The following is an 18,675-nucleotide window of genomic DNA, read 5'->3' as shown; positions in this document are numbered from 1 at the left end:
GCATCAACCACGGCCGTCTGCAATCCGGCGCACCATCCGCTCGGGGAGCAACCGGAGGATCAGGGCGCAAAGCGGGCGCGGGAGCACGGCGGCGGCGATTTCCTTCGGTTCGAGTCTTTGCCTGCGCAGTCGCCGCCGGGCCGCCGCCAGGCTCGTCTGCGTCGGTTCGTCACCCAGTTTGCGCGCCTCGAACAGCCCCTCGTCGCTGATGTCATGGAGCTGGCATTCCCAGTTGTCCAACGCCGAGAGGAACGGCACGAGCCACTTCCCCTTCCGTAACTTCGCATCGTGCGCGAAAAGGACCCCGCCGACGCGGATGCAGGGCGCAAGCAGCCGGAACTCTTCCATCTGCTCCGAGGGATTGTTGCCGCCGTCGAGAAATGCCATGTCCACCTTGAAGTCCGGTCCCGCGGTGGACAACAGCTGCGGCAGCACCGCTTGCGAGGAGCCAAACAGCGGCGTGAACCGGTGGACACATTCGGGCGCCGCGGCGCGGAGGTTTGCAATCATCCTGTCATGGATCGTGCGCTCGGCCTCGATTCCCCACAGGCGCCCCTCGCCATTGTGCTCGAGGGCGCGGAGGAGATGAATCGTGCTTCCGCCGCCGAGCCACGTGCCCACCTCGATGATCGCCTGTGGCCTGGGGGATGCCTGCTTCACCGCGTCCATCAACAACGCGCGCTCGGCGGCGTTGAGCTGGCCTTCGATGGGCGGCGTTGCGGTGGAAGGCATTGGTCCGGGTTCAAATCCGGACGCATCTTCAATCGTGAAACCGCGGCTTGACAAGCGAATTGCCGAGCCGCCAGCGAGGGCTGGGGCGCGACCGGCTGGCCGCGGACTACTTGGGTGTTGCCTTCGGTGATTCCGCCTTGGGTGCGGCGGTTCCGGGCAAAGGCTCGTCTGATTTCACCTCGGGCTTCGGCTCCTCTTTCTTCTCGGCGAGCAACTCGGCGCGGTTCTTGAGGACGGCGTCCACGGTCCATTTGCTCACGAGGAAGGCGTAGCGCTCGAACTTCTTCTCGGCGGCGAGCTTTTCCTGGAGCTTCTTCTGGCTCTCGGCGAATTCCTTGTCGAGCCGGTCCTTGTCCTCGGGCTTCTCGTCCTTGGCGGGCTCGCGTTTCGCCGCGAGGTCGGCTTTCACGGTCATCGCGAGGTGGAGGTTGTCCTCGCCGGATTTCGCGCCGACTTTCATCGTGTAGGTGAGTTTGTCCGCGGTCTCGATGGTGACGACGGTGGGCTGGTCGAGACCGGTGTCGGCGGGCTTGGCATCGGCGGCGACGACGTCGGCGAAGGACGGGAAGCTGAACGGGTTGCCGATGGCGTTCGCCTTCGCCGGGTCGAGCGGCTGTTCGCCGGCCTTGGCGTCGGCGAGTTTCCATTCGCCGGCGTCGGCATCGCGGGTGAGCTTCCACGAGTTGGTCGGGTTCGTGTGGGCCACGGCCACGCTGCGGACCTTCTCGACCTTGAAGAATTCCTTGTCCAGCCAGTGCGAGGCGTTGGGCTCGATGTCGGAGAGCGCGTCGGAAACCAGGCTCACGTTCGCCGTGTCCTTGAGGTCCATGACCCAGCGGCCGACGGGCCACTCGCCGCCACCGAACGGGGAGCCGCCCTCGGACTTTTTCATCTGTTTCTTGCCGAGCACGAGCGTGCGCAGGGGCTTGCCGTCCTTGTCGCGGAACTCGACGAGCGTGCCCGCGCCCGCGCCCTTGCCGGGCTGGTTGAGTTCCATGCGCTCGAACTGCGAGGCGCCGATGGGCTCGGACTGCACGATCTTGAGGTCGGCGGCCTTGCGGAGGAAATCCGCGAGCGTGCTGAAGTTGGCGGGATACTCGCCGCGCTCCTTGACGCGCCAGCCTTCCTCGCGCTTGGCGAGGGTGACTTCGTTGGAGGCGCTCTTGATGGTCAGCGACGCGACGGCGTTGTAGTCGAACCCGGCGAGGAGTTTGCCGCCGGCACCGGTGGAGCCGCGTTGCCACGTGGCCTGCTTTTTGGCGTTCATCATCAGCCCGAGGCCGCCGACGACGATGACGAGCGCGATGAGGAGGGTGAACTGCTTTCGGTTCATTTGGCTGCGGTGCGTTTGCGTTTCACGAGTGCCAGGCCGATGCCTCCGATGGTCACGAGGAAGGGCATGCCGGCGATGTTGATCCACTTGAGGCGGTTCTCGAGCGAGTCGACGTCCTGGCGGAGCTGCTTGCGGATTTTCTTGAGCTCTTGCGCGGTGTCGGTGCGCTCCTTCTTGAACTTCTCGATTTCCTTCTGCTGGTCGGGCGAGAGCACGAAGCGTTGCGTCTTGTCCTTGTTCTGCATCAGTTCGTTGATCTTGCGCTCGGCTTCCTGGCGCGACTTCTCCAGGCCCTCGATCTTGTCGCGATAGCTGGCCTCGGCCTCGGCCTGCATCTTCTTCACGAGCGTGAACGGCCGGCTCATGGTCGCGCGCGTGCGCGCGTTGATCAGGCTGGTGTCGCCGCTGAGCTGCTCGACGAGGTTCTGTGCGAGGGAGAGGTTGGCGTTGAACGGCATCATCACGCCGAAGCCCTCGAGCACGCGCATCGAGAACTCGTGATACAGGATGTCGGAGTCCGCGACGAGGATGACGAAGTTCTCGTCTTTCGACGCCTTCAGCGAGTCGTCGGGCTTTTTCTCATCCTTTTTCTTGGCGTCGTCTTTCTTGCCGTCCTTGTCGTCCTTTGCGTGGTCGTGGTCGTCCTTTTTCTCGCCGGGCTTGCCGTCGGGGAAGGCCGTCTTGAACTTGCCGCTGAGCCGCACTGCGAGCGTGTGCTCCTTGCCGGAGGGCTTGAGGTCCTTCATCACGGCTTCGCCGGACATCTGCGCGAGGAACGCCTCGGCGGTCGCCGAGTCCTTCGTGGCGTGGAGCAGGACTTTTTGTTGCAGGCCTTCGGCGGGCGTGCCGGTGAACGCGCCGGGCATCGCGAGCAACAGGCTGTCGATCTGGAATGTCGCGGGATCCTCGGCCACGGCGGTGCGGTCCAGCGAAAGCCAGCACGGGTTCTTCTCGGGGCGGCCGCCGCGTCCGCGCATCGTGGTGAGGAAGTTCGGGTCGGCCACGACCTTGGATTTGTCGAACTCGACGCCCCATGCCTTGAAGAGCTTGTCGAGCGTGGAACCGCTCGGCGGGCCCCCGCCCATCATCGGGTTGCCGCCGCTTTGCTGCGCGTCAATCACGTTCACCGGGTCCACGAACGCGATCAGTTTGCCGCCGCGCAGCACGAACTGGTCGACCGCGAACTGCGCCGCCTCGCTGATGTCGCGCGGGTGGACGACCAGCAGCACCTTCACGTCGTCGTCAATCTTGTCGGCCGTGAGCGGCACTTGCTTCACGTCGAAGTCGCGCTTGAGCTCGCTGATGAAGAGCCACGGCTCGGTGCCGCGCATCTGGCCCATCCGCATCATCATCGGGTTCATCGGCTGGCCGAACATGGGCAGCGCGGTCATCACGCCGATGACGGGCTTGGTGGTGTTCACGACGCGCGCGATGGCGCGGGAGAGGTCGTATTCGAGGAGCTTTTCGCGTTCGGGCGAGAGGAACGGGATGGCGACGACCTGGTCGAGACAGCGGATGGCGACGCCGAGGTAGATTTTCTCGTTCGCGCTGATGGGCTGTCCCTCGACGCCGTCAAGGTTCGCCGAGTCTTCCGCGTCCGAGTCGGGCTGCGGGTCGAGCTTTTCGATCGTCAACTTGCCCTTCGAGATGGAGCGATACTCGGAGAGGATGTCCTCGACGCGCGCGGCGAAGGTCTTGAGGGGGACGGGCATCGCGTTCTCGCCCTGCGTGCAGTAGAAGCGGACCTTCACCGGCGTGTCGAGGCGGCCCAGGATTTTGCGCGTGCCGTCGGAGAGTGTGTAGAGCTTCTCGGCGGTGAGGTCCTTGCGGAGCTTGGCGGTGGAGACGATGACGTTGGCGCCGACGAGGATGACAAACATCGCGCCCAAGCCGACGGCGGAGAACAGGAGGGACTCGAGTTTTTTGTTCATGTTGGGAAAATCACGCCCGCAGCCCGCGCAGCACCACGGCCGTGCCGAACAGCGAGAAACCAATCACCGACAGGAAGAAGACAAGGTCGCGCAGGTCCACCACGCCCTTCTGGAAGCCCTCGAAGTGGGTCATCACGCTGAACGCCGAGACGAAGTCCACGAGCCCGGTCGAGCCGCTCATGACCTTGGTGATGAAATTTGTCACGGGCGGCCAGCCTGCGAGCAGGAGGAAGAAGCAGACGACGAGCGACATGATGAAGCTGATGACCTGGTTGCGCGTGAGCGCGGAGGTGAAACTCGTCACCGCGAGATACGCGCCCGCCAGCAGGAAGCTCCCGAAGTAGCTGCCCACGATCACGCCCATGTCGGGCGTGCCGAGGTGCCGCACCGTCAGCACCACGGGGAAAGTCAGCGCCAGCGCGAGGCCGAGAAACGCCCACGACGCGATGAACTTCCCGACGATGGCCTGCCACGGCGTGATGGGCATGGTCATGAGCAGTTCGAGCGTGCCTTGCCGGCGTTCCTCCGACCAGAGTCGCATGCCCACCGCGGGCACGAGGAACAAATACAGCCATGGGTGCCAGACAAAGAACGAGTCGCGCAGCGACGCCTCGCCCCGCTCGAAGAAGAAGCCGATCATGAACGTGAAGAACCCCGCCAGCAGCAGGAAGATCACGATGAAGACGTAGGCGACGGGCGACGCGAAATACGCGCCCAGCTCGCGCTTGGCGATGGTGCGGATGTGGCTCAGCGAGTTGTTCATTTCTTCTTCTCCTGCACGGTGTCGGACTGGGTGATGCTGCGGAAGACCTCGTCGAGACGGCCTTCCTCGGTGTGGAGTTCCTCGATACGCCATCCGGCGGCGGCTTCGGCCACGGCGCGGGAAAGGTCGCCGTTCGCAAAATTCGGTTTCGCTTGCACCCGCACGGTCACGGTGCCGTGCTCCTCTTTCACCACGGAAATCTTCTTCGCGGCAGGAATGGCGCCGAGCTTTTGGGTCACGGTGCCGGACGCGGCGCCGGTCACGCGCAAGGTCACGCAGCCCGCGTTCTCGGACTTCGCCTTGAGCTCGGCGGGCGTGCCGTTCGCGACGATGCTGCCGCGGTCGATGATGATGGCCCGGGAGCACACGGCCTCGACTTCCTCGAGGATGTGCGTGGAGAAGATGATCGCCTTTTTCTCGCCCATCCGGCGGATAAGCAACCGCACCTCGTGCTTCTGGTTTGGGTCGAGGCCGTCGGTGGGCTCGTCCATGATCAGGATTTCCGGGTCGTGAATGATGGACTGAGCGAAGCAAGTGCGGTGGCGGTAGCCCTTCGAGAGCGTGTCCACGCTTTGATGCAGCACGTTCTTGAGGAAGCACATCTCCGCCACGCGCTGGATGGCGTTCTCCCTGGCCGCGCCGCGCAACCCGCGAATCTCCGCGGCGAACCCGAGAAAGCCGTGCACCGTCATGTCGCTGTAGGCCGGGGCATTCTCGGGAAGGTAGCCGATGAGTTTCTTGGCCTCGACGGGATTCTCCACAATGTCGTGCCCTCCCACGGAGATGCGGCCCGCGGACGGCGGCAGGTAGCCGGTGATCATCCGCATAGTGGTGGACTTTCCGGCTCCGTTTGGCCCGAGGAAGCCCAGCACCTCGCCGCGCTCGACGGTGAACGAGAGGTTGTTGACCGCCAGTTTCGGCCCGAATGACTTGCTCAGCTCTTTGACTTTGATCATGTCCAATACTCCATCCCGTTGCGCCCGGCCAGCTTCTGCCCGGCGGGAACACCGGGAAAAATACTTTGCCTGTCAAGAACTACGCCGGCTTAGACAACGGAGCGGGATAGTGTTCAAAAAAAGTTCACCGAAGCAACCGCCAAAATGGACCCACGACCGCCCGCATCAGCCGGGGCGCCATCCCGCTTGTCTGCCCGGTTGTGGGTCGTCGAGATGCCCAGTTACGTGTTCACGCCGGACGGCGATGGCGAGGCCGACCCGACCGGGCGCGTCTCCGTGCTGGAGGACCGGGTCTTCGGCACCGTTCTAATTGCCTGCGTCCGTGTCTCCCGTGGTTCAAACTCCAAACGCCTTCCGCAGCGTGGCGATGCTCTTGGGGACGGCGGTGTCGGCGTGTTCCTTGCCTTCCATCTCAAGCGAGATGAAGCCGGTGTAATTCACGTCGGCGAGGATGCGCGCGATGCGGTCGTAGTCGAGGTCGAGCGTATACCACTCGCCGCCGCCGTGATAGGTCTTGGCCTGCACGAACACGGTCTTGGGCGCGATGGCCTTGAGCTTGTCGTAGGGGTCCTCGAGGAAGTTCCCGGTGTCCATCAACGCGCCGAGCCACGGGGATTTGATCGCATTGACGATGCGCAGCAGTCCCTCAGGCGTGCGCGAGATGCCCCAGTGGTTCTCGACGGCGAGGATGACGCCGAGCTCGGCCGCGCGGGGCAGGCACTTCTCGATGCAATCGATGCACCACTTGAAGGCGTCGTCGTCGGTGTGACCGGGCAGCACGGGCTCCTCGCCGCGCGCCCGCATGAGCGCGTCGAAGGATGGGATGGTTCCCCACCGGCCGGAGTTCAGGCGGATGCACGGCACGCCGAGTTCGTGCGCGATGTCCATGCACTTGAGCGTGTGATCAATCTCCCGCTGGAGTTTCTCGCGGTCGGGCGAGACGAAGTTCTGGTGGATCGAGAGACAGATGAGGCTCGTGCCGTTGGTGAACGCGTGGCGTTTGAGCCGCTGCAGGTAGGCGCGGTGCGCGGGCGTGAGCGGCTCGCGCTCGGGGATGTCCATCTGGCGATGCAGGATGTCCACGCCCTCGACGCCGAGGTCGGCGGTCTTCTCGATGACAGTCTCGATGGAGACTTTGGCCGAGCGGAAGTGCCAGTAGGAATAGGTGGAGATGCCGAGTTTGATGCGCTTCTTGCGCGGCGCGGGCGCCGGTTGCTGCGCGACGAGCGGGCTTGCGCCCAGCAGCGAGGCGGAGGCGGCGAGGAAACGACGGCGTGACGTGGAAGCGCGCGTGCGAGGTGCGCGAAGGGACTCGGTGCTCATGCCGTGATGCGAGTTAGAACAGCCGGCCGACAACCATGCCAAGGACGCTCAAAGGCCCCTGGTCCTCCAAGCCCTCGGTGGCCTTGTCGAGTTTCTGGAGCGTCATGCGCGCGTTCTTGAAGAGGCTCTCGTCGTTCACGAACTTGCCCGCGGTGCCGTAGCCCTTGTTGATCTTCTCGAGGATCTCCCGGAGGTTTGTGAGCGAGGCGGAACCGTCCTTGTAAAGGGCGTCCTGCTTGATGAGCAGGCCGAGGTTGCCCTTGCCGGCGTTGATGTCGGCGATGATGGTGCGGCCGTCGGCGATGGCGGTGTGGGCGTTCGTGAGCGCGGAACGGGCGTCCTTGATGGCCAGTTTCGCCTCGTCGAACAGGGAGTTGACGTTGGTCGCGGCGGCGTTGGCGTTGGCCATGAGTTTCTTGGCGTCGTCCATCATGCCCTTCACGTCCGTCAGGGACTTCTGCACTTCGGCGCCGGTGTCGTTGAGGGTCTTGACGGTGTCGAGCGCGGCCTTGTGAAGCGAGTCGTCCTTGATGAGCTTGCCGACGGTGCCCTTGCCCTCGGTGATGTCCTGCGAGATGATCTGCATGTTGGCGATGGTGGCGGTGAGCTTGGTCTGGTTGGCCTTCATGAAGTCGGTGAAGGGGCCGAGGATGTTCTGGATGGACTCGCCGCTGAAGCTCTTGGCGACGTTCTGGATTCCACTCGCGACTTCGTCGAGTTTGGTCATGAGTGTGCCGAGGTCGGTCTGCTCAAGGATGTCGATGGTCGCGCCGTCCTCGAACGTGGTGGTGGCGGATCCGACGTTGATGCCGATGAAGTTTTGCCCGAGCAACCCGGCGAAACGGATGGTGGCTCGCGAATCGGTGGGCACCGCGGCGTCGCGTCTGATCTTCATGGTGACCTTGACCTTGGTGACGCGGCGCTGCTCCTCCTGCACGGTCTCGATGCCGATCTTCTCGACCTTGCCGATCTGCACGCCGGAGAGTTTCACGGGGTCGCCGGCCTTGAGTTCCATCACGGTGTTGAAGAGGGCGTGAAGCCGCTTGCCGGGACGGAAGAGGTCCGTGCCACCGGCCAGTTCGAGGACGATGGCGGCGGCGACGACGGTGAGGGCGACGAACATGCCGAGGCGGGTTTCGAGGGAGGTTTTCATGAGTGTTGCGGATCAGTGTGGTTGTGGCGCGGCGAAAGGCAAGGGGCGAGTGGCGGCTCAGTGCTTGGGTTTGAAGTCGGCGGTGATGAATCGCTGAACGAGCGGGTGCGTGCTGCGGCGGATTTCCTCGGGCTTTCCGGTGAGGATGATCTCACCCTCGGCAATGATCGCGATGCGGTCGGCGATGCCGAAGGCTAGGTCGCGGTCGTGTGAGACGACAATGCTCGTGGCGTGGGTGCGGTCGCGCAGGTCGAGGATTTCCTGTCCGATGGTGATGGAGATGAGCGGGTCGAGCTCGCTCGTGGGCTCATCGTAGAGGATGAGTTGCGGTTCGATGACGAGCGCGCGGGCGATGGCCACGCGCTTCTTCATGCCTCCGGAAAGCTCGCCGGGCATCTTGTGCGCGGCGCCCTTGAGGCCGACGACATCGAGCTTCTCGGCGACGATGCGCTCGATCTCGGCGGGGGGCTTGAGCTCGTGCTCGGCGAGATAGAGGCCGACGTTTTCGCCCACGGTGAGCGAGTTGAGCAGCGCGCCGGATTGAAAGACCATGGCCATGCGGAAGGAGTCCGTCACGCCCTCGTCGCGGATGGGCCGGCCGTCGATGAGGATGTCGCCTTCGTCCGGCGGTTCGAGGCCGATGATGTGTTTGAGCAGGACGCTTTTGCCGCTGCCGCTCGGGCCCATCAGCACGAAAATCTCGCCGCGCTCGACGGCGAAGCTCACGCCGCGCAGCACTTCATGGTCGCCGAAGCTCTTGCGCAAGCCCCGGACTTCGACGCGGACGGTCTGGTTGTTTGCGGGGGTGGGCATTACTCCAGTTGCAGCAGCAGGCTGGTGACGAAGTAGTCGAGGATGAGGATGAGGATGATGGAGTTGACGACGGCCTTGGTGACGGACCGGCCGATGCCGCGCGGGCCGCCGATGGTGTGCAGGCCTTGATGGCACGAGACGGTGACGATGGTCACGGCGAAGGCGAAGCTCTTGATGAGGCCGTGCATCAGGTCATCGAAGCCGACCGTTTCCCGGAGGTTTGCGAAGTAGGACTGCTGGCTCAGCACGATCTGGTGGTTGGTCGCGCAGACGATCGCGCCGCCGAACCATCCCACGAGGTCCGCGAGCACGGTGAGTGCGGGCAACGCGACGCAGATCGCGAGGAACCTCGGCAGAACGAGGTAGTGGATCGGGTTGATGTTCATCGTGCGCAGCGCATCGATCTCCTGATACACGGCCATGGAGCCGATTTCCGCGGCCATCGCCGAGCCGATGCGCCCGGCGATGAGCACGGCCATCATCACCGGGATGAGCTCGCGGCAGAGGCTGAGTCCGACGATGCCGCCGATGTAGTTCGACAACCCACGCTCGACCATCACGGGGCCCATTTCGAGCGCAAGCACGCCGCCGATGAAGAACGCGAGAATGCACGCCATGAGCAGGCTGGCGTTGCCGATTTCGTGGAGTTGTTCCATGACCTTGCGCCGATGCCGCCACGCGAACGACAGCGCGCCGAGCGTTTTCCAGAACAGGACGACAAGTTGGCCGATGTCGCGGAACATGCTACGGAGTGCGGAGTTTGGAGGGCCAGGTGCGGGACAGGGCCCGGTGTGATGGGCGGTGCGTGGTGCGTGGAGGGAAGGCGCGGCTGTGCGCAGTCGTCACGCACCACGCACCACGCATCACGGGTCGTGGAATTGTCGGCAAGCCGTCGCTCATCACTTGTTTGCGGGAGCAGACGGCGCTCTCGAGTCTTTCGCAGGAAGCCAGAGCCAACGCCATCGCGCGCCGTCCGCGGACGATTGATACTGGACGAGGCCGAAAAGGAAAGACGCCTTTTTGATGTCGGCGCTCGACTCGCGGCGCCAGAGGTTCCACAGCAACGACTGGCTGGTGGCGCCGGTCTTGGCGTTGCGTTCTTCGCGCCAGATGGACCACACGTGGGACCAGTTGCGTTCGACGCTCTTGTTGTTCGGGAGGATCGGTTCGATGGGTGCGAGCACTTGCAGGCGCTCGTGCCCGTCGGGGTCGCGCCGCCATGTGAAGAACGGCCAGAGGTCCACGCGCCGCAGCGCGTTGCCGGTGGCGGTGTTCCGTTCGACGAGGTCGGAGTAGAGGAAGAACAGGATGCGTGTGCGCTCCCAATCAAGCGGGTCGGACGAGGCGCGGTTGTATTTCCAAAGCGGCCACAGGATGAATTCGCTCGTTTGCACGTCATTGTGCGCGTGGCCGAAGAACGGCCAGATGCGGTTGGCGGTTTTTCCCTCGCCGCGCGCGAAGACGATGAGCGGCCACGGCGCGCCCCATTCGCGGTAGCGTTTCTCCCGGTCGTCCGTGACGGTGTAGAGCGGCCACAGATACGTGGTCGAGTCGCGCGCGGGTGAGCGATAGGAAGTGAACACAGGAAGGAACGCGCGCTCGTGAATGTCATTCGTGGTGCCGATGCCACTGTCTTGCCGGAGAAAGAACGGCCAGAGTGCGAAGAAGCTGTCATGCCCGCCCACGGTTTCCTCGATGCCGAGGCTGTTGGTGCGAATGAAAGCGTCGCGGTGCTCGCGCCCGACCAGCGGCCAGCATTGCCACCCGCTCATCCGGTCCCCGCTGCGCATGTGGAAGAATGGATAGAGGTAGTTGTCGGTGACGACGTCGCGCTTGCGTGTCTGCGACCAGAGCGGGAACAGCACAAAGCGAATCTCGTCGCGCAACAGGCGCCCCTTCAAGTGGCCGTAGAATGGGAGCAACGCCGTGTAGTTGTCGTTGGAGTTTGCCGATCGCTGTTGGAAGTAGAAGGGGAAGAGCGAGAATCGCCGCGTGATCAGGTCGTCTTGACTGCTGCCGCCCGAAAAACTGAGCAGTTGGAAAAGGTGGAACCGATACTCGTCGCCAAACCGATCCCAACTCAGAAGCGGGTAAAGGATGTCGAACTCGGTCGCTGCGACATCCGGATCGTCAAACAGGGAGAAAAACGGCGGAAACGCGGTGCTCGAACGCGTCCCGGCTTGCTGTCGGTAATAAAGCGGTCCGAGCAACTCCGTCCGGTTGCCGTCTTCCAGCGTCAATTCGAACCGGGAATGAGCGGGCCCCGCGACGAAGGAGTCCGCGCCCCGGCTCGATGGAGCGGGGTGAAGTGCAAACCCAAGGATGACGAGCCACCACTGACTGAAGGCTGGCCGGCGCGCGACGGAAGGGGTCACGCACGCAGGATGTAGAGGGCTTGGGTGGGCGTCAAGATTGCGACTCGGATTCAGTGAGTCGATCTCCGCACGGCAAGATCAGATTGCATGGTCGTTCCCCTCACTCAAGGTCGCTAGGTCAAAGAGTTGCGGAAAACTCGAACCGATCGAAACCGTTAACGAATCGGCTCTTTTCTCCCGGTTTCTCCGTATCCGGGGCGGCAACTTCGTATTTGACTTCAATCCGACCGAATCCTAGGTTCGCGCCAGTTGATTGAGGTTCTTACCTCGGTTCCTCCCGACCCAGCGGGGGTAGTGCATTATCTCCGCTGGGTCCTTTTATTTTCCAACCCCGCCGCACGAGAAGGTTGAGGAGCGCGGGCAGAAACGTCAATGCAGCGACCATGCAAGTGGTCGTGCCCACGGCCATGATGCAGCCGAGGCTGCTGATGCCTTGGTGCTTCGCGAGTATGAGGCTGCCGAACCCGGCGACTGTCGTGAGCCCGGAGACGAGGACGGCCTTGCCGGTGGACTTGGCGAGAATGCCTGGGTTTTGTTCCTCAGCGAAGCGGTTGAGGATGTGGATGCCGTTCGATACGCCAATGCCGATGACGAGCGGCAGTGTCATGATATTGGCGGGGTTGAACGGGATGCCGACCCACCCCATGAAGCCGACCATCCAAATCGCGCCAATGGCGACTGGCAGGAGCGCAAGCAGGACGCACCCGACACTCCGGAAGTGGGCAAAGACAATCAGGGCAATCGCCGCGAGTGCATACAGCGCGGCCTCCTCGTAACTGCGCTTCAACAGCGTGGTATATTCGAGCAACTGCACGGGAGTTCCGGTGATGATGGGATGCCCGGAGTCCTCGGGATCCAGCGTGCGACGGAGCTCGTCCACGAAAGCTCGCTGGCCTTCGCGTTGCCAGACATCCACGCAGGGATAGACTTGCAGAAGCAAATGACCCGATCGGCCGATGAACCGGTTCCGAAGCGGCTCGGGCAAGTCTTCGACCCGAAGACCGGCAGTGGCGTCCTGTCCCCGCATCGTCTCCAGCGTTTCGTGCAAATCCTCCAGCAACGCCTGTTGAAATGCCGCGAGCTTTTCCGGCGCGCTGCCCCGGTGGGCGTTCAGGATTTGCGTGCGCAGCACCTGGATCGCGTCCCGCAGCTTCCGCAGGTTCTGCTCGAGAACAAGATCGTTCTCCTTGCGAACTTCCTCTTCCGCAAGCCCGAGGTAGCCCTGCAGCGAGTAGAGAATCTGGCTCAATTCGGGGACATTCACCGGGTTGGTGTCCAACCGCGGGAAGCGCATCGTCGCGAGTTCCGCTTTCAAGTCACGGATGAGCTGCAGCTTGGGCGCGGGATTCTCCGCGAGGAACTGCCCCATTGAGCGGACCATTCCGACCGTGGTCAGGTTGGTGAGCTTCGCCTCCAGCGCCACGGCCTGCTGGAGATTCGTCGCAATCACGGCGCTGTAGAGCAGCGAGTTCGAGGCCGAGTGCAGAAGCTTCTTCTCATACACCACCGCGGGCAGGCCGTCGGCCTGCATGTGAAGCAGGTTGTAATCGAACGGCACCCGGCCGAAGCGCGACCAGGACAAGCCGCACAAGACCACGGTCACCACAAGCACCAGACCCGGCCGCTCAAGCCACGCGCGCTCGATGCGCGCCCGTTTGGCCTCGGCCGGCGGCGCCGCGTGGTCGATCACGTTTTGCCGGCCGCGCAACAGCAGCACCGGCAGCAGCGTGAGCATCGGCACGAGGCAGATGAGCAGGCCGCCGCCGGCGATCACTCCCATTTCCTGGATGCCTCGGAAATTCGTGATCGCCATGGCGAAGAACGCTCCGGCCGTCGTTAAACAGCCCGTGAAAATCCCAAGGCCCGTATGGACCATCGCCTTGTGCAACGCCTCGCGCTCCGTGCGCCCGTGCCGCAACTCCTCCTCATACCGCGTGACGAGGTGCACGCCGAAGTCCACCGCCAGCCCGATCAACATCGGCGCAAATGTGATGGTGAGGATGTTCAGGTGCCCGACCACGAGCGTCGTGTAACCCATGGTGTAGCCAAGCCCCACCACGAGGCAAAGCGTCGCCTTCAACGGCCGTCCGGTCTGCTGGTATCCGTAGATGAAGATCAGTGCGACGATCACGAGCGACACTATCGACGCGACCATCGTGTCCTCTTGCGATTGCTTCATCTCGTCCACTTCGAGCACGGGCTCGCCGGTGATTCCCACGTTCAAGCCCGGCACCTCCACGGACGTGCGGCGGACCAGCTCTCCCAATCGCTCCACCGCGTCCGCGTTCAAGTCCGCGGTCCGCGCGTGCGCCGTGACGAGGTAAATGCGCCCGTTCGCGTAGGTGATGTATTGCTCCTGCTCGGCTTCCTCGCCGCCTCCGAAAAACGACGCGATGCCGGGCGACCCCGGCGTGCCCGGCCGCGCGAGGCAATCACTCGCCTCGGACACCAGCCGCTCCAGCGCCGGCAGCGCCTTCACGAGCGACTTGTTCTCGGCGCTTTCCTCGCGCTTCGCGGTTCGGAACTGCGCGTTCACCAACTGAAACAGCGACGCGAGATTCGTGGCTTGCGTGAACGTTTCGAGGAACGGGCGGAACTCCTTCAACTGTCCGTGCAGTTCGCGCAGGTCCTCCTCCTTCACGAAGAGCAGCGCCTTCGAGCCCATCATCCGCAAGTCGCCCTTGAAGAATACGTCGGTGAAGAGGTTCGTCTCGGCCTCGAGGCGCGCGCCGAGACGCTCGACAAACCGCCGGTTGCGCGCCGGGTCGTTGCTCTCGACCAGCACCACAAGGTCGTCTTGCGGCGGAAACTCCCTCTTGAACGTGAGGAAATTCCGGTGATACCGCTTGTCCGCCCCGACGAGGTCGTCGCGGTTCGTCGTGAAGTCCAGCTTCACCACCGTGTAGAGCACGCACACGAGGAACAGCACCACCTGCGGATAGAAGAAGAGCCGCGGATACGAATACACCGCGTCCGACAACCGCCCGAGCAGGCGCTGCGGCAGGGATGGCTTGGGCTCGGTTTGCACAGTCTCGGCGCGGGGGATTTAGATTTGGAACCGGATTGCGATCAAGGCTGCGCTCACTCCGAAAAGTCCGCGTTGTGCCACACTTCCTGCACGTCATCGTGATCCTCGATCGCCTCGATGAGCGCGGCCACGTCCTCCGCGGCGGGCCCGCCCACCGGCACGGTGATCGCCGGTTTGGCGATGACCTGCGCCGCGTCGCACTTGAGCCTTCGCGACTCGACAGCCTTGTGCACCGCCTCGAAGTGCGCCGGGTCCGTGACGATCCCGAACCCGTCCGCGCCCGCCACGAAATCCTCCGCGCCCGCCTCCAGCGCGATGGCCATCAACTCGTCCTCGGCCGCCGCGTCCCGCGCAAGGACGAGCTCGCCCACCTTGCGGAAGAGCCGCGAGACCGAGCCCGCGTCGGCGATCTTGCCGCCGGCCTTCGTCACAAGGCTCCGGATTTCGGCCGCGGTGCGGTTTCGGTTGTCCGTCGTGAGCTCCACGAGCAGGGCCACGCCATGCGGCGCGAAGATTTCGTAGGTCAGGTCTTCAAACAAGATTCCAGCCGTGTCACCGGCGCCTTTCTTGATCGCGCGTTCCACGTTTTCGTTCGGCATGCTCGCCGCGCGGCAGCGCATCAACACCATCCGCAGCCGGGGATTCAACGCCGGATCCGCGCCGCCCAGTTTCGATGCGACCATCAACTCGCGCGCAAGCTTCGAGAACATCCGCCCGCGCTTCGCGTCGATCGCCCCCTTGAAGGTCCGCACCTTCGACCATTTGCTGTGGCGCGCCATGTCAGCCGTGCCGGGCCCCGGCGCCGGGCTGCCTCACGCCCGCGTCCACCATTTTCATGAACGCCTCGGCTCCTGCGACGAACTTGGGCCGGTCCGCGTCGAGCGCGCCCACGTGTGTGCCGGCGATTTCCCAAAACAACTTCGGCTCGCGCGCCGCCGCGAAGTTCCGCTCTCCGTGCCGCGGGGAAATCACGTCGTCCGCGCGGCTGTGCATCACGAGGACGGGACATCCGATGCGCGGCAGCCGCTCGCGCGTGTCATACTTGATGCGGTTGATCCACCGCACCGGCAGCCACGGGAAAATCTCCTCGCCGAGGTCGGCGATGCTCGTGAAGGAACTTTGCAGCGCCAGCCCGCCGAGCGCCACGCGCGACGCCACCTCGCTCGCCACGCCGCCGCCGAGCGATTCGCCCCAGGCGACCACGTGCGACGGCGGGAATCCCCGCGTTTGCAGCCACGCCAGCGCGGTCAATGCGTCGGTGTAGGTGCCCGCCTCGTCCACGCGGCCCTCGCTGCGCCCGTAGCCGCGATAATCGAACGTCAGCAGGTTCACACCCGTTTCGCAGAGGGCCTTGTAGTAGCCGGGGCGCGAGCTGATGTTCCCGCCGTTGCCGTGGCAAAACAGCACGGCGAACGCCTTGCGCGGCGAGGATTCGTCCGCCTTGAAGAACCAGGCGTGCAGCCGCAGGCCATCCGCAGTCGTGAGCCACACTTCCTCCCACGCGCGGCCGACGGACGACGGCTCAAACTCCATCTCCCGCGTCGGGTGATACACCTGGCTGTGCTCGAACTTGCGCAACATGGCTCGACCCGGGCGCGTGCCTGCATCGCCGGATCCGCCGCGAGGCTTGCACACGGGCGCAACGGAGGCGAGCCGGTTTCACGCGACGGCGACCGGGAAAAACGTTGCCCGCCGTCCTCGCTGCGCTACGCTGCCGGCCTCGCGCATGAAGACTCTGCTTCCCTTCTCGCTTTCAATCGCCGCCGTCGCAGTCTGGGCCGCCGAGCTGCCCGCGCCCAGGTTTCGGGCGGTGAATGTGGACACCAACGTCAGCATCGGCTACGGCCTTGCCATCGCCGACGTGGACGGCGACGGCAAGCCCGACATCCTGCTCGCCGACCAGAAGACCATCCAGTGGTATCACAACCCGACGTGGAAGAAGCATCTCATCGCCGAGAACCTCACGCCGAAGGACAATGTCTGCATCGCCGCGCGCGACATTGACGGCGACGGCAAATGCGAAATCGCCGTCGGCGCCGAGTGGAATCCCGGCGACACCGTCAACAGCGGCGCGGTTTTCTACCTTGTCGCCCCGAAGGACCGCACGCAGAAGTGGGAGCCCGTCAAGCTCCACCACGAGCCCACCGTCCATCGCATGCATTGGGCGAAGAATCCCGCGGGCAAATGGGACCTGATCGTCAAGCCCCTGCACGGCCGCGGCAACAAGGCCAACGAGGGCGTCGGTGGAAAGGTCCTCGCCTACACGGTTCCCGCGGATGTGAATCAGCCGTGGAAGACCGAGGTCGTGAGCGACTTCTTGCACGCGAGCCACAACTTCCAACCCATCAATTGGGACAACGACCCCGAGCACGAACTCGCCATCGGTGGCAAGGAAGGCGTGTGGTGGTTTGGCCGCAGCACCGGCTCGTGGAAAAAGCGCCAGCTCACCGACCAGCCCACGGGCGAAGTGCGCGACGGCTTCCTCCCCGATGGCACGCGCTTCCTCGCCACCATCGAGCCGATGCACGGCACCACCGTGGCCGTCTATCGCCAGCCCGAGTCCGGCAAGGGACTTTGGGCGCGGCAGGTCCTGGACGACTCACTCAAGGACGGCCACGCGCTCGCCGTCGCCGACGTCCTCGGCGTCGGTTCCGTGCAGGTCATCGCGGCGTGGCGCGGCATGACGCCCAAGGCAGTGCCCGGTGTGAAGCTCTTCACGCCGCTCGACGCCGGTGCGAATCGGTGGCGCACCGACACCCTCTCCACGGACGAAGTCGCCGTCGAGGACATGAAGGTCGCCGACCTCAACGGTGATGGAAAGCCCGACATCATTCTCGCGGGGCGGCAGACCAAGAACCTGCGCATCCTGTTCAACGAGCGCGCGCGTTGACCTCGCGCCCGCGTTTCATCCATGAAGGCCATCCAGCTCGTCGCCCACGGATGCCCCGGCCGGCTGGAACTTCGCGACGTGCCGGACCCGCGCCCGGCCCACGACGAGGTCGTCGTGCGGGTGCGCGCGTGCGGGCTGAACCGCCTCGACCTCTGGGTCGAAGCCGGCGAACTGCCCATCTCCATCCGCCTCCCGCGAACACCCGGTTGCGAAATTGCCGGCGAAGTCGCCGCGCTCGGCGCCGATGTGGACCAGTGGAGGCTCGGCGACCGCGTGGCCGTGCAATCCAACTCCTTTTGCGGCACGTGCGAATTCTGCCTGCGCGGCGAGGAGAGCAACTGCCTCAACACGCGGCTCGTCGGAGTGGACTCCGACGGCGGCTTCGCGGAAAAAGTCTGCGTGCCCGCGCGCTCGCTCGTCGCGCTGCCGGAGGCGGTGGAATTCCAGACCAGTGCCGCGCTCACGCTCGCGGGCAGCACCGCGATGCACATGCTCACGGACCGCGTCGAGGTGCGGCCCGGCGACTGGGTGCTCGTGGTGGGCGCGTCGAGCGGCGTCGGCTCCGCGGCGATTCAGATTGCCAAGCAGCTCGGCGCGCGCGTGCTGGCCACCGGCTCCTCGGACTCCCGGCGCGAACTCGCGCTCCGGCTCGGCGCGGAGTCCGCCGTGGATTCCGCGCTCGCCGACTGGCCCGCTGAAGTCCGGCGGCTCACCGGCAGGCGCGGCGTGGACCTCGTCATCGAGCACGTCGGCGGCGACGTGCTCGCGCGCGCGTTTCAGTGCCTCGCCCGCGGCGGCGCCGTTGTGACGTGCGGCGCGACGGCCGGCCGCGAGCTGACGCTGAAGGTGTGGCCGTTTTTTGTGAAACAGCAGCGGCTCATCGGCAGCTACGGCCGCAACCACGCGGACTTCCGCGCCACGCTCGAGTGGGCCGCCGACGGCCGCCTCAAGCCGGTGATTGATCGCGTGTTCCCGCTTGCCGAGACCAGCCGGGCCTACGCCGCGCTTCGCGAACGCACCGTGATGGGCAAAGTGCTCATCGTGCCGGAGTAACTCTTGGGGATGCGCAGCCGCTGCGAACGATCCGTCGCCTTCGTTCTGTCCGCCGCCGTCCCACTCTGCGCTTGCCTCCCGCACCGCGCACGCCACATTCCGCGCATGACTTCCCGGCTGCTTGCACTGCTTCTCACGCCCGGTTTGGTGGCGTCGTCCGTCGCGGCAAATCGCGTCTCGACCTTCGCAGGCACCGGGCAGGCGGGTTTCTCCGGCGACGGCGGCCCGGCGACGGCGGCGCAAATCAACAATCCCTTCGGCGTCGTGCGCGGGCCGGATGGCAACATCTGGTTCTGCGAATACACCGGCCAGCGCGTGCGCAAGG

Annotated in this window: 16 protein-coding genes; 3 read left to right on the top strand and 13 right to left on the bottom strand. The window is 64.6% G+C overall.

Annotated features, from left to right (window positions below):
* Positions 1–3: 3 nt before the first annotated feature.
* From FJ386_09225 to FJ386_09165, 13 genes are all read right to left on the bottom strand, one after another.
* A complete protein-coding gene (locus FJ386_09225) occupies positions 4–732 on the bottom strand; it encodes a class I SAM-dependent methyltransferase (GenBank protein ID MBM3876884.1) in 729 nt (242 codons plus the stop codon).
* Positions 733–838: 106 nt separating this feature from the next.
* Positions 839–2,065, bottom strand: a complete 1,227-nt coding sequence (locus FJ386_09220; protein MBM3876883.1) for a DUF4340 domain-containing protein — start codon at positions 2,063–2,065, stop codon at positions 839–841.
* The gene (locus FJ386_09215) at positions 2,062–3,996 is read right to left on the bottom strand and encodes a hypothetical protein (protein ID MBM3876882.1); all 1,935 of its coding nucleotides are present in this window, start codon (positions 3,994–3,996) and stop codon (positions 2,062–2,064) included. The genes FJ386_09220 and FJ386_09215 overlap by 4 nt, the downstream gene beginning before the upstream one ends.
* A 10-nt stretch (positions 3,997–4,006) precedes the next feature.
* Positions 4,007–4,759 (bottom strand): ABC transporter permease, encoded by a 753-nt coding sequence (locus FJ386_09210; GenBank protein MBM3876881.1) that lies wholly within the window; start codon positions 4,757–4,759, stop codon positions 4,007–4,009.
* Positions 4,756–5,715 (bottom strand): ATP-binding cassette domain-containing protein, encoded by a 960-nt coding sequence (locus FJ386_09205; protein ID MBM3876880.1) that lies wholly within the window; start codon positions 5,713–5,715, stop codon positions 4,756–4,758. Before FJ386_09205 ends, FJ386_09210 begins: the two co-directional genes overlap by 4 nt.
* Positions 5,716–6,051: 336 nt before the next feature.
* Positions 6,052–7,038: a sugar phosphate isomerase/epimerase gene (locus FJ386_09200; protein MBM3876879.1), complete on the bottom strand. Its 987-nt coding sequence runs from the start codon at positions 7,036–7,038 to the stop codon at positions 6,052–6,054.
* 13 nt (positions 7,039–7,051) lie between these two features.
* Positions 7,052–8,191, bottom strand: a complete 1,140-nt coding sequence (locus FJ386_09195) for an MCE family protein (GenBank protein ID MBM3876878.1) — start codon at positions 8,189–8,191, stop codon at positions 7,052–7,054.
* 57 nt (positions 8,192–8,248) lie between these two features.
* Positions 8,249–9,004, bottom strand: a complete 756-nt coding sequence (locus tag FJ386_09190) for an ATP-binding cassette domain-containing protein (GenBank protein MBM3876877.1) — start codon at positions 9,002–9,004, stop codon at positions 8,249–8,251.
* Positions 9,004–9,747, bottom strand: coding sequence for an ABC transporter permease (locus FJ386_09185; protein MBM3876876.1), 744 nt, complete (start codon positions 9,745–9,747; stop codon positions 9,004–9,006). Before FJ386_09185 ends, FJ386_09190 begins: the two co-directional genes overlap by 1 nt.
* Before the next feature lie 156 nt (positions 9,748–9,903).
* A complete protein-coding gene (locus FJ386_09180; GenBank protein MBM3876875.1) occupies positions 9,904–11,244 on the bottom strand; it encodes a hypothetical protein in 1,341 nt (446 codons plus the stop codon).
* A gap of 397 nt (positions 11,245–11,641) precedes the next feature.
* On the bottom strand, positions 11,642–14,407 hold the full coding sequence (locus tag FJ386_09175) for an RND transporter (GenBank protein MBM3876874.1): 2,766 nt from the start codon (positions 14,405–14,407) through the stop codon (positions 11,642–11,644).
* Positions 14,408–14,460: 53 nt separating this feature from the next.
* Positions 14,461–15,186, bottom strand: a complete 726-nt coding sequence (locus FJ386_09170) for a YebC/PmpR family DNA-binding transcriptional regulator (protein MBM3876873.1) — start codon at positions 15,184–15,186, stop codon at positions 14,461–14,463.
* Position 15,187: 1 nt separating this feature from the next.
* A complete protein-coding gene (locus FJ386_09165) occupies positions 15,188–15,988 on the bottom strand; it encodes an alpha/beta hydrolase (GenBank protein MBM3876872.1) in 801 nt (266 codons plus the stop codon).
* Positions 15,989–16,133: 145 nt separating this feature from the next.
* Between FJ386_09165 and FJ386_09160 the strand changes: the two genes are divergently transcribed.
* The 3 genes from FJ386_09160 to FJ386_09150 form a co-directional block, all read left to right on the top strand.
* Complete coding sequence (locus FJ386_09160; protein ID MBM3876871.1) at positions 16,134–17,297, top strand: hypothetical protein; 1,164 nt, start codon at positions 16,134–16,136, stop codon at positions 17,295–17,297.
* A gap of 21 nt (positions 17,298–17,318) precedes the next feature.
* A complete protein-coding gene (locus FJ386_09155; protein ID MBM3876870.1) occupies positions 17,319–18,350 on the top strand; it encodes a zinc-binding dehydrogenase in 1,032 nt (343 codons plus the stop codon).
* 105 nt (positions 18,351–18,455) lie between these two features.
* Positions 18,456–18,675: hypothetical protein (locus FJ386_09150; GenBank protein ID MBM3876869.1), on the top strand; the 220-nt coding region annotated here is incomplete at its 3' end.

This window comes from Verrucomicrobiota bacterium (genome assembly GCA_016871675.1).
Lineage (GTDB): Bacteria > Verrucomicrobiota > Verrucomicrobiia > Limisphaerales > VHCN01 > VHCN01.
The sequence above is the reverse complement of the archived record's forward strand: the minus strand, read 5'-3'. Positions and strand labels throughout refer to the sequence as shown.

What these genes read in the sequence shown, in the direction of transcription:
- FJ386_09225 (MBM3876884.1), bottom strand. Translation starts at nt 732, where the DNA reads ATGCCTTCCACCGCAACGCCGCCCATCGAAGGCCAGCTCAACGCCGCC.
- FJ386_09170 (MBM3876873.1), bottom strand. Translation starts at nt 15,186, where the DNA reads ATGGCGCGCCACAGCAAATGGTCGAAGGTGCGGACCTTCAAGGGGGCG.
- FJ386_09220 (MBM3876883.1), bottom strand. Translation starts at nt 2,065, where the DNA reads ATGAACCGAAAGCAGTTCACCCTCCTCATCGCGCTCGTCATCGTCGTC.
- FJ386_09190 (MBM3876877.1), bottom strand. Translation starts at nt 9,004, where the DNA reads ATGCCCACCCCCGCAAACAACCAGACCGTCCGCGTCGAAGTCCGGGGC.
- FJ386_09155 (MBM3876870.1), top strand. Translation starts at nt 17,319, where the DNA reads ATGAAGGCCATCCAGCTCGTCGCCCACGGATGCCCCGGCCGGCTGGAA.
- FJ386_09195 (MBM3876878.1), bottom strand. Translation starts at nt 8,191, where the DNA reads ATGAAAACCTCCCTCGAAACCCGCCTCGGCATGTTCGTCGCCCTCACC.
- FJ386_09165 (MBM3876872.1), bottom strand. Translation starts at nt 15,988, where the DNA reads ATGTTGCGCAAGTTCGAGCACAGCCAGGTGTATCACCCGACGCGGGAG.
- FJ386_09205 (MBM3876880.1), bottom strand. Translation starts at nt 5,715, where the DNA reads ATGATCAAAGTCAAAGAGCTGAGCAAGTCATTCGGGCCGAAACTGGCG.
- FJ386_09200 (MBM3876879.1), bottom strand. Translation starts at nt 7,038, where the DNA reads ATGAGCACCGAGTCCCTTCGCGCACCTCGCACGCGCGCTTCCACGTCA.
- FJ386_09185 (MBM3876876.1), bottom strand. Translation starts at nt 9,747, where the DNA reads ATGTTCCGCGACATCGGCCAACTTGTCGTCCTGTTCTGGAAAACGCTC.
- FJ386_09210 (MBM3876881.1), bottom strand. Translation starts at nt 4,759, where the DNA reads ATGAACAACTCGCTGAGCCACATCCGCACCATCGCCAAGCGCGAGCTG.
- FJ386_09160 (MBM3876871.1), top strand. Translation starts at nt 16,134, where the DNA reads ATGAAGACTCTGCTTCCCTTCTCGCTTTCAATCGCCGCCGTCGCAGTC.
- FJ386_09215 (MBM3876882.1), bottom strand. Translation starts at nt 3,996, where the DNA reads ATGAACAAAAAACTCGAGTCCCTCCTGTTCTCCGCCGTCGGCTTGGGC.